This is a genomic window from Micromonospora sp. NBRC 101691, assembly GCF_030269285.1.
Lineage (GTDB): Bacteria > Actinomycetota > Actinomycetes > Mycobacteriales > Micromonosporaceae > Micromonospora > Micromonospora echinospora.
Genome location: NZ_BSTB01000020.1, coordinates 113,411 through 128,397, shown reverse-complemented (window position 1 = coordinate 128,397; position 14,987 = coordinate 113,411). Strand labels below are relative to the sequence as shown.

12 protein-coding genes and 1 pseudogene are annotated in these 14,987 nt (G+C 73.0%); 6 read left to right on the top strand and 7 right to left on the bottom strand.

Features of this window, described 5'->3' with window-relative positions:
- The first annotated feature begins 2 nt into the window (after positions 1-2).
- Genes QSK20_RS25930 through QSK20_RS25920 form a run of 3 tightly spaced genes read left to right on the top strand, consistent with a single transcriptional unit; the run spans position 3 to position 2,336 of the window.
- Positions 3-551 carry a hypothetical protein gene (locus QSK20_RS25930; RefSeq protein WP_285791214.1) on the top strand — a complete coding sequence of 183 codons (549 nt, stop codon included), beginning with the start codon at positions 3-5 and terminating at the stop codon, positions 549-551.
- The gene (locus QSK20_RS25925; protein ID WP_285791213.1) at positions 548-1,723 is read left to right on the top strand and encodes a M23 family metallopeptidase; all 1,176 of its coding nucleotides are present in this window, start codon (positions 548-550) and stop codon (positions 1,721-1,723) included. The genes QSK20_RS25930 and QSK20_RS25925 overlap by 4 nt, the downstream gene beginning before the upstream one ends.
- 13 nt (positions 1,724-1,736) lie before the next feature.
- Positions 1,737-2,336, top strand: a complete 600-nt coding sequence (locus QSK20_RS25920) for a hypothetical protein (RefSeq protein ID WP_285791212.1) — start codon at positions 1,737-1,739, stop codon at positions 2,334-2,336.
- A gap of 5 nt (positions 2,337-2,341) precedes the next feature.
- Here QSK20_RS25920 and QSK20_RS25915 read toward each other — a convergent pair whose 3' ends face one another.
- Positions 2,342-2,902 carry a hypothetical protein gene (locus QSK20_RS25915; protein ID WP_285791250.1) on the bottom strand — a complete coding sequence of 187 codons (561 nt, stop codon included), beginning with the start codon at positions 2,900-2,902 and terminating at the stop codon, positions 2,342-2,344.
- Between the two features lie 213 nt (positions 2,903-3,115).
- Between QSK20_RS25915 and QSK20_RS25910 the strand changes: the two genes are divergently transcribed.
- Together QSK20_RS25910 and QSK20_RS25905 are read left to right on the top strand one after the other, a co-directional pair.
- A complete protein-coding gene (locus tag QSK20_RS25910) occupies positions 3,116-6,193 on the top strand; it encodes an FtsK/SpoIIIE domain-containing protein (protein WP_285791211.1) in 3,078 nt (1,025 codons plus the stop codon).
- A 65-nt stretch (positions 6,194-6,258) separates the two neighbouring features.
- A complete protein-coding gene (locus tag QSK20_RS25905; RefSeq protein ID WP_285791210.1) occupies positions 6,259-6,984 on the top strand; it encodes a hypothetical protein in 726 nt (241 codons plus the stop codon).
- 19 nt (positions 6,985-7,003) lie between these two features.
- On the opposite strand, the gene folE is transcribed toward QSK20_RS25905, so the two are convergent.
- From folE to QSK20_RS25885, 4 genes and pseudogenes are all read right to left on the bottom strand, one after another.
- The gene (gene folE / locus QSK20_RS25900; protein WP_285791249.1) at positions 7,004-7,669 is read right to left on the bottom strand and encodes a GTP cyclohydrolase I FolE; all 666 of its coding nucleotides are present in this window, start codon (positions 7,667-7,669) and stop codon (positions 7,004-7,006) included.
- A gap of 113 nt (positions 7,670-7,782) precedes the next feature.
- Positions 7,783-9,789 (bottom strand): annotated as a pseudogene (ftsH, locus tag QSK20_RS25895) (ATP-dependent zinc metalloprotease FtsH); the annotation flags it as partial.
- 455 nt (positions 9,790-10,244) lie between these two features.
- Positions 10,245-10,820 carry a hypoxanthine phosphoribosyltransferase gene (hpt, locus tag QSK20_RS25890; RefSeq protein ID WP_088981737.1) on the bottom strand — a complete coding sequence of 192 codons (576 nt, stop codon included), beginning with the start codon at positions 10,818-10,820 and terminating at the stop codon, positions 10,245-10,247.
- A 111-nt stretch (positions 10,821-10,931) separates the two neighbouring features.
- Positions 10,932-11,069 (bottom strand): hypothetical protein, encoded by a 138-nt coding sequence (locus QSK20_RS25885; protein WP_170107860.1) that lies wholly within the window; start codon positions 11,067-11,069, stop codon positions 10,932-10,934.
- A gap of 149 nt (positions 11,070-11,218) precedes the next feature.
- On the opposite strand from QSK20_RS25885, the gene QSK20_RS25880 reads away from it, so the two are divergent.
- Positions 11,219-12,181: a GlxA family transcriptional regulator gene (locus QSK20_RS25880; protein WP_285791209.1), complete on the top strand. Its 963-nt coding sequence runs from the start codon at positions 11,219-11,221 to the stop codon at positions 12,179-12,181.
- 7 nt (positions 12,182-12,188) lie between these two features.
- Here the strand turns inward: QSK20_RS25880 and QSK20_RS25875 are convergent, their stop codons facing one another.
- A complete protein-coding gene (locus QSK20_RS25875) occupies positions 12,189-13,832 on the bottom strand; it encodes a gamma-glutamyltransferase family protein (protein WP_285791208.1) in 1,644 nt (547 codons plus the stop codon).
- Between the two features lie 128 nt (positions 13,833-13,960).
- Positions 13,961-14,977 (bottom strand): tRNA lysidine(34) synthetase TilS, encoded by a 1,017-nt coding sequence (gene tilS / locus QSK20_RS25870; RefSeq protein WP_285791207.1) that lies wholly within the window; start codon positions 14,975-14,977, stop codon positions 13,961-13,963.
- Between the last annotated feature and the right edge of the window lie 10 nt (positions 14,978-14,987).

The window sequence follows — 14,987 nt, the reverse complement described above, 5'->3', positions numbered from 1 at the left end:
ACGTGCGACGGGCGATCGAGTTCCTTCTGACCCGGGTCCTCCGGTCCCGGCTCGGCGTGGCGCTGGGCATCGGCGTTCTGGTCCTCGGGGTCATCGGAGCGGCGCGGCTGGTATCCGGCCCGGTGGACCCGTCCGCCGGGCTCAGCAACCGTCCGGACCGGCCGATCACGACGGTGGATCCGGAAGCGGGGGACGACGGCGTGCGTGCTACGGGCGCAGCGCCCTCCCCGGTCACCCGTCCCGGCACCCCGAAGCCGGAGCAGGTCGCGGACCGTTTCGTCCGAGCCTGGCTCGGCGGTCGCGGTATGACCAGCGACGAGTGGTTGGCGACCATCCGGCCGCTCGCCACACCCGTCCTGGTCGAGAAGATGACCGGGGCGGACCCGGCCGGAGTGCCGGCGCAACGGACCACGGGTCCGACCACGCTCCGACCACGGACCGAGTCGTTGGTCGAGGCACTGGTTCCCCTGGACACCGGGCAGCTGCGGCTGGAACTCGTGGCACCGGAGGGACGCTGGCTGGTTGACGTGGTGGACTGGGAGCGGGCATGAGCGACACGACCCGGAAGGCCCTACCCGGACGGCAGGTGCGTGTCGGGGCACTGGCAGCGGCGTTGACCGCAGCGATGGCCCTGCTCTGCTGCACCGGCGGGGCCGGCGCGTTCCTCCTCACCGAACTCGGTGGCGAAACCGATCAAATGATCAATCCGGCGGCAATGAACTGCGGCACGGAGAACACCGTCGACGTGACCGGGGACATGCCCCGCTTCAGCCAGTACGGCGAGCGCCAACTCCGGAACGCGGCCGTCATCATCAAGGTCGGGCAGGACATGGAACTGCCCCCACGGGCCTGGGTGATCGCCGTCGCCACCGCCATGCAGGAGTCCCGCCTGCTCAACCTGGCCAACAGCACGGTGGCGGCCTCCAAGGACATCCCCCATGAAGGCATCGGCTGGGACCACGACTCGGTGGGCCTGTTCCAGCAGCGCCCCGGATGGGGCAGCGTCCGACAGCGGATGGATCCCGCCTACGCGGCCCGGAAGTTCTACGAGAAACTGGTCAAGGTCGACAACTGGGAACAGCTCCCGTTGACCGTGGCCGCCCAGAGGGTGCAGATCAGCGCCTTCCCGGACGCGTACGCAAAGCACGAGGAACTGGCCAGCAGGATCGTGGACGCGTTGGCCGGCGGAGCTGCCCGGACGGTCCAGATCTCCGGCAGGAAGGTCTGCGACGCGGCGGCTGGCGGCGAGATCGCCGCGTCGGGTTGGACTGCGCCCATCCCGGGCGGGGTCGGGTCGGGATTCCGCACGGCGGAACGCCCCAAGCACAACGGCGTGGACATCGCCGCCCCCAAGGAGACCAAGATCCGCGCCGCCGCCAGCGGCCGGGTGATGATCGCCAAGTGCGACCCCGACAACCGGGAACGGCTCAGCTGCAACGAGGACGGCTGGCCGAACAAGGGCGGCTGCGGATGGTTCGTCGACATGCTGCACGCCGGCGGTTACATCACCCGCTACTGCCACATGCTCTACAAGCCCCTCGTCGTTCCAGGTCAGGTGGTCGAGGCGGGCGAGGTCATCGGAGTGGTGGGCAGCAGCGGCAACTCCTCCGGCCCGCACCTGCACTACGAGGTGCACGTCAACGAGGATCGGAGCAGCAACGGGGCCATCGACCCGGTGCCTTTCATGAGACAAAGAGGTGCCCCCCTGAAGGGCGCGGCATGAGGCCTCCCAACCGATGACCGACCCGCTTCCGGACCCGTTCGCCGGTCAGCCCGACTGGACTCCGCTTCCGCCTCGGCCGATCCGGTTGGTGCCTGCGACCGGCCTCGTCGACCTGCGTGGACGGCGGGTCGTGGCCGGGCTACCCGGCACGGGCTGGCGCGGAGACCTGCGAGCTGATCAGCGTGTGGTGCAGAACAGCCGGACATACGTTCCGGTCATTCCCGAGAACGAGTGGTACCGGGCCGAGTCCGAGCAGGTAGAGGTGTTCGCTCCGCTGGTCCCGGTGGAACGGGTCTGGGTGGAGACCCTGGGAAACCGTCCGGTCGCCGGCATCCCGCACGCCCCGGCACCACGACTGGTCTCCCTGGACGCGCCGTCACATCGGCCACCCACCCCGGTCTTCGAGGCCGACTCGGCGACCGGTCGGCGGGTCGTCCACGTTGTTGGTCCGACCGAACGCCGTGACCTGCGCGCCGTCACGGAGCCCTACTCCGGGCCCGACGGGGACATCTGTGTGCGGGTGACCGCCGAACTGGACTGGTACCGCTGGGCCTGGCGCGGTCAGCCCCCGACCACCCTCGAAGTACCCGTCCACCTGCTCTGGATCGAATAGCCCGATCAGCCGACCTTCGCGGCGCCACACACGCGCCAGTCGCCTTCCTCGCGGGTGATGAACTGCCAGGACTGCCGATCACTCTGGCTGACGCCCTCGACGAAGGCAGAGATGGTCAGGTCAACAGCAACCTCTGCCTGTTCTCCGTTCTCCTGAAACGTAAGCCCACCCCACTTGACAGAGAAGTTGATCCCAAAGCGCTTCTCCCGGGTTTCCAGGTCGGCTCGAAGTGCTCGCAATGCAGCTACCCCCTCCGGCTCCTGATCACAGGTGAAGAGATCGGCTCGTGCGTCGTTGCGGTCCACAAGGAAGGCACGCAGGTAGTTGTCCACCACGACGTCGGGGGCGCTGCGATCGGGGGCGCTGGCGCGGCTGTAGAGGATGTAGACGGTGACGGCTCCGCTGAGGCAGAGCACGGTGAGCACGACGCCCGCCACTGTCAGAACCGTACGCAGCCGGCGACGCGGCGGCACCGGGACCGGCTGGACGGGAGGTGGCGCCAGGTCCTCCTGCGGGGTCCGCTGTGCCGGTACGCGGGACACCTGGGAACCGGCGGGGGGCTGCATCGATTCCACCCCCTGAGGTTATCGGCTGGATGCCCCACGCCCAATGCCCCGGAAGCCGCCGATCTTCACCTGGGTCGTCCCGCTTGGCCGGATGAGCACGGTTCGCGATCTCCCTGCGCGCACCGCCGTCGCACCTCCCGGACAGCCGCCCCGACCTGGGATACCGTCTCTGCTCGGGGAGGTTCTTCCGGCCTCGGAAAGAGAGGTGGAGGGGTGGCCGACATCAAGGGGTCCGCCGGCCGTGCCGCCGCCCTGCACCGCCGTGCCGCCGCCACCGCGACCGCCGCCGCCACCATCCTGGACGACACCCGGCCGATTCCCGCCGACCAGCGTCGACAGTACGAGCTGACCGACCGGCTCCGCCGCGCGGCCGAGGTGCTGGCGCCGGGCTGGGCGGGTGCCGCGTTGGAGTCGCTCACCCCGGACGTGCCATCCGGTGACGAGGTGCCCGCCTTCGTCCGGGTCGGTACCGCCGCTCCACTGGACGACGCGCGCTTTCCGGCTCTGGTGCCCCTGCCCGGCACCGGCCATCTGGTCATCGACACCGACGTCCGGGACCGACGGGTCGCGGGGCTCCTCCGTGCCGTACTGCTCCGGCTGCTGGCCGCCTCGCCCGCCGGGTCCCTGCTGGTACGCGCGGTGGACGGCAGCTCCGGCACGATGCTCCACGTGTCGGCTGCGGCACCCACCCCCGCGGTACCGGGTGTGTCCTCCCCCGGGATGGCCGGGGTGACGTCCGACCCGTCCGTCCTGTCGCGGGACGGCGATCCGCCTTCTGACACGGGTACCGGACCGGCAGCCGAGGTGTCCACCACCGGCCAGGGCCTTCCGGGCTCGGCGAAGACCACCGGCCAGGGTGTCCCGGTCCCGGCGAAGACCACCGGCGGCAGCGGACCGGCGTCGACGGGGCCCTCGGACGGCAGCGGAGGGGCCCCCACCGAGCCGGCAGGCGGCCCTGCCGGAGGACCCGCCGGATCCGGCACCCGGGTGTCTCCGGCTGGTGCCGCTGGTGCCGCCGGAGCCGGAACGGTCGCGGAGCGGACCGGCGGGACCTTCGCCGGGTTCGCGTCGCTCGCCGACGCCGGTCTGTTGCCCCCGCCCGCCACCGATCCCGCCGGCCTGCGGGCGGTGCTCAGCGAGGCCGAGCAGTGGGTGGCCTCCGGTACCGCCCGTCAACGCCGGCACGACCGCACCATGTTGCTGGTGATCGCCGCGCTGCCAGCGGGAACCGAGCCGAACGACCTGGCGCGGATCGAGGCCCTGGCCAGGTGCGGTCACCAGGCTGGCCTGCACCTGGTCGTCGCTGGCTGGCCGCCGTCGCCGGCCGGTCATTCCCCACCGGCGAGCGCCACCAGCACCACCCGGGGCGGTACGTCACGAGCAAACGCGACCGAACCGAAGACCGTTTCGACGCCGGTACGGGACACCGCCCGGACCGGCGTGCCGGCGCTGCCGTACGCGACGGAGATCGCGATCCGGAACGCGTACGCGCTGCTGGGCGACCCGCCCGGCACCTCGTTCGCCGGCCCCGGCGCGGAACCGCCGGCGGGTCTGAACTCCCCGGTCCTCGTCGAGGAGGATCCGCCGGTCGAGTTGGTCGAGGCGGTGTGCCGCCGGCTGGCTCGCCGGGTGGCCGCCGGTGCCCAGCTCACGCTCGCCACCCTGCTGCCGCCGGCCGACGCGCCCCGCTGGGAGGCGAGTTCCGCGACCGGCCTCGCCACGGTGGTCGGGGACGCGGACGGACGGGCGGTCACCCTCGGCCTCACCGAACTGACCCCGCACTGGCTGATCAGCGGCCGGCCGGGCAGCGGACGGGCGGACTTCCTGACCAACGTGCTGTTCGGCCTGGCTGCGCGGTACGGGCCGGACGAGATGCTCCTGCATCTGGTGGACTTGGCCGACAGCGAGTCGTTCACCGAGTTCCTCCAGACGCGGCGGGACCGGTCGTGGGTGCCGCAGGTCGCGACGGCCGCGCTCGCGGCCGACCGGGAGTACGTGCAGGCACTCTTCGGTCACCTTGAGGCGGAGCTGCGCCGCCGCGAGGAGGCGGGGCACCGCGCCGGTGGACAGCGCTTCGTCGAACTACGCCAGCACCGCCCCATGCCCCGGATCGTCTGCGTGATCGACAACGTGTCCCTGCTGTTCCGGGACGGCCACCCCGGACACCGGCCGGGGCAGCGTGACCGGCTCGGCACGGACCTCGCCGGCCGGTTGGAGACCCTGGCGCGCGCCGGTCGGGCGTACGGGATCCATCTGGTCCTGGCCGGGGAGGGTGACCTCGGTCTCGGTGCCGGGGCCGCCTCCCGGGACTCGGTGCTCGGCCAGTTCCCGGTACGGGTGGCGTTGCCGGGCGGCGGCGCGGTGCTGGAGCCGACCAACGACGCCGCCGCCGGCCTGGCGGTGGGCAGCGCGGTGGTCAACACCGCCGGCGGGCTCGGTGGTCCGCGCGGTGCCACCCGGGGGCACGAGCGAATGGTGCGTTTCCCGGATCCGCTCGACGAGCCGGCCACGCTCGCCGCGCTGCGGCGCGACCTCTGGGCGGCCCGTCCCGCCGGGTCGTCGCCGCCCGTGGTCTTCGCCGGGTACGCCCGGCCGGTGCTGGGTAACGACCCGTGCTACCGGGCCGCCGTGGCCGGCCGCGCCCGGACCCCGGCCGCACTGCTCGGTCGGGCGGTGGACGTGTCCCGGACGACGGTGTCGGTGCCGCTCGTCCCGGCGGCCGGTCGGAACCTGGTGGTACTCGGTAGCGGTCCGGAGTCCGCCTCGCTGCTGTCCAGCGCCGTGCGGAGCGTCGCCGCCCACCACCGGTCCGACCGCGCCCGATTCGTCGTCGCGGCCCTGACCAGGAGCGCGGAGGATGTCGCCGCGGCTCTGGCCGCCGAGTTGACCACCCGGCACACCGTCGAGACGGTCGACCTGTCCGGTCTGCTCGCCATCCTGGACGACGACCGCCCCGGCTACCTGGTGCTGTTCGGGGCGGACGGCCCGGGCGGCGTGCCGGACGGACCGCTCCGGGCCCTGCTGCGGGACGGCCCGCCGGGCGGACGGCACGTGCTGGGCTGGTGGCGTTCGGCATCGGCGTTCGGTGCGCTGCTCGACCCGGAGGACGGGGTGGGCAAGGTGGCGTCGGTGCTGGTGACGGACGTGCCCGCCAGCCAACTGACGCCGATCGTCGGCCGGTCGGTGCAGTGGTCGCCCCGGCCGGGGCGGGCGCTGCTCTGGGAGGGCCCGGACGGGCCGGGCACGGTCCTGGTGCCGTTCGCCACCGACGGGGGCGGCGAGTCGGGATGACCGGGGGCGGGGAGTCGGGACGACCGAGGACGGCGGGTCGGGACGAGCGGAGTCGGGGAGGCGGGATGACCGGGGTCGGGAGCGCGCCGCCGCAGCGGGCCGCACCGGAGCAGAACCCGTCCGATCCGGTCGCCGCCGCGTGGACCGAGTACCTCGCCGCCGCCCGGCAGCTCGACGGGATACGCCGTGGCGCGGCCACCGCCGCGGGCGCGCAGGCCCGGTCGGTCCAGGACGCCCGGGAGGAGTTGACTGCGGTACGGGCCCGCCTGGCGGCACAGCAGTCCCGTCTCCGTGAGCGGGGCGTACCGGCGATGGCGCTGGTGCCGTCTCCTCCGGAGGTGACGGCGGCGGCCCGGTCGATGGCGGCCGGTCCGGCGGCGGCGCTGACGGCGCTGCGGGCCGCCGGGGAGTGCGCGGACACGGCTGACGGCGTGCTGGACGCGCGCGGGTGGGCGACGGTGGCCGGCCTCTGGCGCGCGTCCCGGTCGGAGGGGTGGCCCGCCCGGCTGCGGAACCTCCTGGTCTACGGGCCGATGGCACTGGTGACGCCGGTGCTCCAGATCGTCCTCGTGCTGACCGGTTCCGGGGCCCGGATCGCGCTGGCGGCGGTGCTGCTCGGCCTGCTGCTGCCGGCGGTGGCGTTCACGGTGGGCAGGGCCGGCGTGGGCCGGCTCTTCCGTCCGGGCCCGGCGGGACGGACGGACCGCACCCCACGCTTCGGCCTGCTGGTGTGCGGAGTCCCGGCGGCGCTGAGCACCGCCGGGACCCTGGTGGTCGCGCTGGCCGGCTGAGTCCTGCCGTCGCCGTCGGTCAGCGGGGGATGATCAGGGCCATCGCCTCGGCGCGGGACTTCGCGTCACGCTGGAGGGTGCCGCGCACCGCCGAGGTGATCGTCTTGGCACCGGACTTCTGGATGCCGCGCATGGCCATGCACATGTGCTCGCACTCGAGCACCACGATGACGCCGCGCGGGTTGAGCCGCTCCATCAGCAGGTCGGCGATCTGCGAGGTGAGCCGTTCCTGCACCTGCGGGCGGCGGGCGAAGACCTCGACCAGCCGGGCCAGCTTCGACAGCCCGGTGATCCGGCCGTCCGGTCCGGGGATGTAGCCGATGTGCGCGCTGCCCCGGAAGGGAAGCAGGTGGTGCTCGCAGAGGCTCATCACGTCGATGTCCCGGACGAGCACCAACTCCTCGTGGTTGGCCTCGAAGGTGGTGGTCAGCACCTGCTTCGGGTCGACCCGGAGGCCGGCGAAGAGTTCCGCGTACGCGCGGGCGACGCGGGCCGGGGTCTGGAGCAGCCCGTCGCGATCGGGGTCCTCCCCGACCGCGATCAGGATCTCGCGTACGGCCCGCTCGATCCGGCCGAGGTCGACGGCGTTCTCCACCGGGCGTCCGGTGAGCTTGCCGTTGACCAGTCGGGCGGCGAGGTAGTCCAGGGCCTCGTCGCCGTCGGGTTCGGTAGACGAGGCGGCCAGCGCAGGAGTGTCCTGGCTGGCCGCCGGTTCGTGCGTGTTCAGTGGGTACCGTCCGAGCTGTTCGCTGTGCCACCGATGTTGTTCGGGGACGCGCCGAGGTTGTTCGACGAGGTGCCGAGGTTGTTCGAGGAGACACCGCCGCCGACCGCGGCGTGGACACCGTCCGCCTCGGCCTGCGCCTTCAGCGCCTCCTGCTCGGCGGGGGTGAGCACGGGCGGCTCGGTGGAGGGCTGCCGCTTGCCGAAGCCGTTGTACGGGGCCATCGGCGGACGCTTCACCACGCGGGCGCAGATCCGGGCCATGTCGGCGGTGGAGAGGGTCTCCTTCTCGATCAACTCGAGCACCAGGCTGTCCAGGACGTCCCGGTACTCGACCAGGATCTCCCAGGCCTCGTCGTGCGCCAGCTCGATCAGTGCCCGCATCTCGCTGTCGATCTCGGCGGCCACCGCGTCCGAGTAGTCCCGCTCGTGACCCATGTTGCGGCCGAGGAACGGCTCGTCACCACTGGTGCCGTACTTGATGGCGCCGAGCTTCGAGCTCATGCCGTACTGCGTGATCATCGCGCGGGCGAGCCCGGTGGCCTTCTCGATGTCGTTGCCGGCACCGGTGGTCGGCTCGTGGAAGACCAGTTCCTCGGCGGCCCGGCCGCCGAGCGCGTAGGCGAGCGTGTCGATCATCTCGGCCCGGGTCTGGGTGTACTTGTCCTCGGTGGGAAGCACCAGGGTGTGCCCCAGCGTCCGGGCACGGGACAGGATGGTCACCTTGTGCACCGGGGCGGCGTGCGGCAGCGCCCAGGCGACCAGCGCGTGCCCACCCTCGTGGTACGCGGTGATCTTCTTCTCCTGGTCACCCATCACCCGGGTCCGCCGCTGCGGACCGGCGACGACCCGGTCGATCGACTCCTCGAGCGAGTCGTTGGTGATCGCCCGCTGCTCCTTACGCGCGGTGAGCAGGGCCGCCTCGTTGATGACGTTGGCCAGGTCGGCGCCGCTGAAGCCGGGGGTCCGGCGGGCGACCGAGTCGAGGTCGACGTCGGGCGTGAACGGCTTGCCCTTGGCGTGCACCCGGAGGATCGCCTTGCGGCCCTCCATGTCGGGCGCGTCCACCGGGATCTGCCGGTCGAACCGGCCCGGACGCAGCAGCGCCGGGTCGAGGATGTCCGGCCGGTTGGTGGCGGCGATCAGGATGACGCCGCCCTTGGTGTCGAAGCCGTCCATCTCCACGAGGAGCTGGTTGAGCGTCTGCTCGCGCTCGTCGTGGCCGCCGCCCATGCCGGCGCCCCGGTGTCGGCCGACCGCGTCGATCTCGTCGACGAAGACGATCGCCGGGGCGTTCGCCTTGGCCTGCTCGAAGAGGTCACGGACCCGGCTGGCGCCGACACCGACGAACATCTCGACGAAGTCGGACCCGGAGATCGAGTAGAACGGCACCCCGGCCTCACCGGCGACGGCGCGGGCGAGCAGCGTCTTACCCGTACCGGGCGGACCGAAGAGGAGCACGCCCTTGGGGATCTTGGCACCGAGAGCCTGGTACTTCGCCGGGTTCTGCAGGAAGTCCTTGATCTCGTGCAGCTCCTCGACGGCCTCCTCGGCACCGGCCACGTCCGCGAAGGTGGTCTTCGGGGTGTCCTTGGTGATCATCTTCGCCTTGGACTTGCCGAAGTTGAGCACCCGGGAGCCGCCGCCCTGCATCTGCGACATGAAGAAGAGCAGCAGAAGCACGAGCAGGGCGATCGGCAGCAGGTTCACCAGCAGCGTGACGAGAACGCTGTCCGACGACACCTCGGTGTCGGCCGGACCGGTGATCCGGTTGGCCGCCTTGGCCGCGAGGACCTGCTCCCAGACCCGGTCGCCGACCTCGTACGGGAACTGCGCCTCGATCTTGTCGGTGGTGGTGTCACCGAACTTGGCCTCGTCCTTCAGGTCGATCTGGAGCGTCTGCTCCTTGTCCTGGAAGACGACCTTGTCGATCTGCGCGGTGTTGAGCCGGTCGAGCGCGACCGACGTGTCGACCTTGTGGTAGCTAGGTCCACCTGTGAACAACTGACTGAGCAGAATCGCGCCGGCGATCACCAGGATGATCCAGACCACCGGGCGGCGGAAGAAACGCGTACGTTCCATGCTGTTGTCGAGCGCCGAGGCGCCCGGACCCTCCTGATCGACGTCCTGACCGTCTGATGACTGTTCGCCGCCGAGGCGGCGGCCGGAGCCGCCGCTCTTCGGGCTGGCCTCGACCCCGAAACGCGTAATCGCCGCGTCGCGGTCATTCGACGGTACACCGTGTGGACGACGAGTGAGCTCGCGAGGGCCGCAGTCGCGCATCGCCGGTATGACACGGCGTGACCGTCGGCTCCGCCAGCCCCTCACCACCCACCCGGGTTCCGGGCGAGAGCCGGCGTGACGTCGGCGCCGCTCCCGGCCGCCGACCGGTGGTCGGCGGGCCCGGTCGCGGGACTACTCCCACGTCACCGAACCACCACGGTAGTCCGGATACCTGAGAGCGCGCTGTACGTCCGCTCGATGTCGGCCGATACTGCCTGCTCGGGGCACCGGCAGCAGCGCCCGGAGGGGGCCGGTCAGGACCGGGCGTACACCTGGGGCTTCAGCACGCCCACGTAGGGCAGCTCGCGGTAACGCTCTCCGAAGTCGAGGCCGTAGCCGACGACGAACTCGGTCGGGATGTCGAAGCCGACGTACTTCACCGGGACCTCGACCTTGACCGCGTCGGGCTTGCGGAACAGGGCCACCACCTCGACGCTCGCGGCCGACCGCGACTCCAGGTAACGGAGCAGCCAGGAGAGCGTCAGCCCGGAGTCGACGATGTCCTCCACCACCACCACGTGCCGGCCGGCGATGTCGCGGTCGAGGTCCTTGAGGATCCGGACCACGCCGGACGAGGTGGTGCCCTGGCCGTACGAGGAGACGGCCATGAACTCCAGCTCGGCGGGGGGGCCGTGCCGTCCGAGCGCCCGGGCGAAGTCGGCCATGAACATGACCGCGCCCTTGAGCACGCAGACCAGCAGCAGCCCGTCCTCGACGTCGGCGTAGTCCGCCGAGACCTGCTTGGCCAGCTCTGCGGTCTTCTCGCGGATCTGCGCCTCGGAAATGATCACGTGGTCGATGTCGGCGTCGTACCAGGAGCCGTCAGCCATGCCCCTTAGCCTGCCGTACGCCGCTCGGTCGCCGTCGGCGGGGCCGCCCTTTCCGGTATCCCGGCCGGCACCTTGGCACCCGCCGGCCCGTCCGGTGGACGGGCCGGCGGTTCAGCAGGGCCGGGATCGCCAGCGGCGACCGTCCTCGGTCGGTTTCCAGTCGGCCGAGTCCCGGCTGTCGGCGGTGAGCCCGAGCACCGAGCCGGCCGCGAGGGCGAGGAGGAAGAGGAGGAACAGGAGGAATTCCATGGCGGCGCTCGCTTTCCGTGGGTGTCCGTCGTTCTCGCCGCCGGTGCGCACCGGACCGTTCCAGTCTGCGACCGACCGGGGAGCCGGAACAGTGGCAGGATTGCCACCGTTCCTCGATTTCCTGCCACCCGTGCCGTTACCCTGGTCACATGCTCCGTACCGTCGCCGTGCTCGCGCTGGACCGGGTCGCCCCGTTCGAGCTGGGCGTGCTCTGTGAGGTCTTCGGCACCGACCGGACGGCCGACGGGCTCCCCGGCTACCGGTTCGCGGTGTGCGGCGTCGACGGGGCTCCGGTGCGTACCTCGTCGGGGTTCACCCTGCTCCCCTCGGCCGACCTGGCACCGGTCGACGAGGCCGACCTGGTCGCCGTGCCGGCCCACGGCAGCGACGCGGAGGTCCCACCGGCGGTCCTGGCCGCGCTGCGTCGGGCCGCCGACCGGGGCGCGTACGTGTTCAGCGTCTGCTCCGGGGCCTTCGTGCTCGGCCAGGCCGGACTACTCGACGGCCGTGACTGCACGACCCACTGGCGGTACGTCGACGACCTCCAGGAACGCCATCCCCTGGCCCGGGTCCGGTGCAACGCGCTCTACGTCCAGGACGGTCCGCTGCTGACCAGCGCGGGCACCGCCGCCGGCATCGACGCCTGCCTGCACCTGGTCCGGCAGGAACACGGCTCGGCGGTGGCCACCCGGCTCGCCCGCCGGATGGTCGTCCCGCCGCACCGCGACGGCGGGCAGGCGCAGTACGTCGAGGCGCCGATCCCCCGGGCGCCGGAGGCACCGACCCTGGAACCGGTGCTCACCTGGCTGATGGGGCACCTGGACCGACCACTGACCGTGGAGGAACTGGCCGAACGCGCCGGCATGAGTCCCCGCACCTTCGCCCGGCGGTTCCGCGCCGAGACCGGCACCACCCCGCACGACTGGCTGACCAACCAGCGGGTGCTGCTGGCCCGACGCCTGCTGGAGGAGACCCGGCTGAGCGTGGAGGCGGTGGCCGGGCAGGCCGGGTTCGGCGACGCCGCGGCGCTGCGGCACCACTTCACCCGCCGGGTCGGGGCCACTCCGGCGGTCTACCGGGCGACCTTCCGGGAGCGGGTCCCCGTCGCCTGAGAAGCGTTCACCAGCCCATCGCCGCGCCGTCCACCCGGGGCTCCGAGCCGACCACGTACCCGCCGTCGCCGTGCCGCCAGATCGCCTGGCCGTACCCGAAGACGCCCGGCTCCCCGGCGACGGCGATCTCGTGGCCGCGCCCGCGCAACGCCTCCACCGCCGCCCGGCCCTCGGCGGTCGCTGTCAGTTCCGGCTCGACCAGCACCGACCGACCGGCGTGCCAGTACCAGCGCGGCACGCCGAGGGCGGCCTGCGGGTCCAGGCCGGCGTCCAGGGTGGCCGAGACCAGCTGGACGTGCCCCTGCGGCTGCATGTGCCCGCCCATCACCCCGAACGGCCCCACCGGTGCGCCGTCCCGGGTCAGGAAACCGGGGATGATCGTGTGGAACGGCCGCCGCGACGGCCCGACCACGTTCGGGTTGGCCGGGTCGAGGCGGAAGCCGGTGCCCCGGTTCTGCAGCCCGAAGCCGTGGCCCGGCAGCACCACGTGCGATCCGAAGCCCAGGTAGGTGGACTGGATCAGGCTCACCATCCGACCGGCGGAGTCGGCCGCGCAGAGGTACACCGTGCCGCCCCGCTCCGGGTTCCCGGCGACCGGTGTCGCGGCCCGGCCGCCGACCAGGGCCCGCCGGGTCGCCGCGTACGCCGGGTCGAGCAGGGCCGCCGTCGGCACCGCCGCGTGCTCCGGGTCGGCCACGTACGCGTGCGCGTCCGCGAAGCCGAGCTTCACCGCCTCGATCTGCCAGTGCAGCCGCTCGGCCAGCGGGAGCGCCGCGAGGTCCACCCCGTCGAGGACGTTCAGGGCGAGCAGCGCGGCGATCCCCTGCCCGTTCGGCGGCAGCTCCCACACCTCGTGCCCCCGGTAGCGGGCGGACACCGGGTCCACCCACTCCGACCGGTGCGCGGCCAGATCGTCGGCGGTGAGCAGGCCACCGGTACGGGCGGCGTGCGCGGCCAGCGCCTCGGCGATCCCGCCCCGGTAGAAGTCCGCCGCGCCGGTGGCGGCGATCCGGCGGAGCGTCCGGGCCGCGTCCGGGTTGCGCCACCGCTGCCCGGCCCGGGGTGGCCGCCCGTCGACCGTGAACACCCGGGGCCACTCGGCGAACTCCGGGCCGACCAGCCCCTCGTGCAGGGCGGCGGCCCGGGCCCAGCCGGCCGCCACGCTGGTGGAGACCGGGTAGCCGTGCTCGGCGTACCCGATCGCGTCGGTGCAGAGATCGGCGAACGGCAGCGAGCCGAACCGGTCGTGCAGGTCCCGCCAACCGGCGGGGGCACCGGGCACGGTCACCGGCAACCAACCCCGGGCGGGCATCGCCGGGCCGTGCGCTTGGGCTCCGCCGAGGGCGGCCACCGGGTCGGTGCCCCGGCCGCCGGTCGCGGCGAGGACCACGTCCCGGGTCAGGGCGGCCGGGGAACGGCCGGAGGCGTTCAGACCGTGCAGCCGTTCGCCGTCCCAGACGATGGCGAACAGGTCACCGCCGATGTCGTTGGAGCCCGGCTGGACCACGGTGAGGGTGATCGCGGTGGCCAGCGCGGCGTCGACGGCGTTGCCGCCGCGCCGCAGCACGGCCAGCCCGGCCGCGGCGGCGAGCGGTTGGCTGGTCGCGACGGCGCCGTGCGGGGCGAAGAGGGGCGGTCGGGGGTGCGACATCCGCCATGTCTACCGCACGGGTGGACCGGCCAGGGGTCACGCCGGGTGTTAGCCGTGGGTGAAGTGGTTGCAGGGGTCCCCTCCTCATCAAAACGAGGTAGAAGGGGACCCCTGCAACCACCTCAGCATCAGACGGGCACGAGACGACCGTCGTGGCGGGTGACCCGCAGCGCGCCGGGCAGGTACACCGCGCCCTGACCGCGCCAGTCGGTGACCAGCGCGTCGAGCGCGGCGACGTGCCGGTGCGACAGCGCCGCCGCCGGAGCGCCCAGTTCGCGGGCCCAGGCGTGCAGCACCCGGGTACGCAGCGCGGGCGCGAGCCCGGCCAGCACCGTCACGACCAACCCACCGGGAACCCGGCGCTCCCCGGCCGCCCGGCCGTCGGTCGGCACCCGGGCCTCGGCCAGCGCGGCGGCGGCGAGGTCGTCGAGGGCCGTGGTGTCGGCGGCCACCAGTCGGGCCGTCCGGGCGAGGTTGTCCAGCACCGCCGGACCCAACGCCGCGACCAGCGCCGGCAGCACGTCGGCGCGGACCCGGGCGCGGGCGTACGACGGGTCGACGTTGTGTGGGTCCTCCCACGGCGTGAACCCGAGCACCGCGCACGCCCGACGGGTCTGCTCCCGGCTCACGTCGAGGAACGGGCGCAGCAACGGCACCCCGGACAGGTCCCGGCGTGGTGGCATCCCGGCCAGGCCACGCGGCCCGGAGCCCCGGGCCAGGGCGAGCAGCACCGTCTCCGCCTGGTCGTCCCGGGTGTGGCCGGTGAGCAGGGCGCTCGCGCCGTACCGCCGGGCGGACTCGGCCAGCGCCTGGTAGCGGGCCTCGCGCGCAGCGCCTTCCGGACCGCCGGGCCGGCCCGCGACACGTACCCGGACGGCTTCCACCGGGGCGAACCCGGTCTCCTCCGCCCACCGGGCCACGGCGGCGGCCCGCTCTTCGGAGCCGGCCTGGAGGCCGTGGTCGACGGTGACCAGCCCGGCCGGGCGGCCCAGCCGGGGCGCGACGAAGGCGGTGGCCGCGGCGAGGGCGAGCGAGTCGGCACCCCCCGAACAGGCCACCAGGACCGGACCGGCGGTCGGCAACCCGACCAGTGCCCGGCGGACGGCGACCCGGATCGCGGCTACCGCCGGCGCGAGCGCGGCCACGGCCCTACGG

Bases quoted from the DNA above. Each gene is read 5' to 3' on its own strand.
- QSK20_RS25925 (WP_285791213.1), top strand. From the start codon at position 548: ATGAGCGACACGACCCGGAAGGCCCTACCCGGACGGCAGGTGCGTGTC.
- QSK20_RS25885 (WP_170107860.1), bottom strand. From the start codon at position 11,069: ATGGAATTCCTCCTGTTCCTCCTCTTCCTCCTCGCCCTCGCGGCCGGC.
- QSK20_RS25880 (WP_285791209.1), top strand. From the start codon at position 11,219: ATGCTCCGTACCGTCGCCGTGCTCGCGCTGGACCGGGTCGCCCCGTTC.
- QSK20_RS25915 (WP_285791250.1), bottom strand. From the start codon at position 2,902: ATGCAGCCCCCCGCCGGTTCCCAGGTGTCCCGCGTACCGGCACAGCGG.
- QSK20_RS25875 (WP_285791208.1), bottom strand. From the start codon at position 13,832: ATGTCGCACCCCCGACCGCCCCTCTTCGCCCCGCACGGCGCCGTCGCG.
- QSK20_RS25905 (WP_285791210.1), top strand. From the start codon at position 6,259: ATGACCGGGGTCGGGAGCGCGCCGCCGCAGCGGGCCGCACCGGAGCAG.
- hpt (WP_088981737.1), bottom strand. From the start codon at position 10,820: ATGGCTGACGGCTCCTGGTACGACGCCGACATCGACCACGTGATCATT.
- QSK20_RS25920 (WP_285791212.1), top strand. From the start codon at position 1,737: ATGACCGACCCGCTTCCGGACCCGTTCGCCGGTCAGCCCGACTGGACT.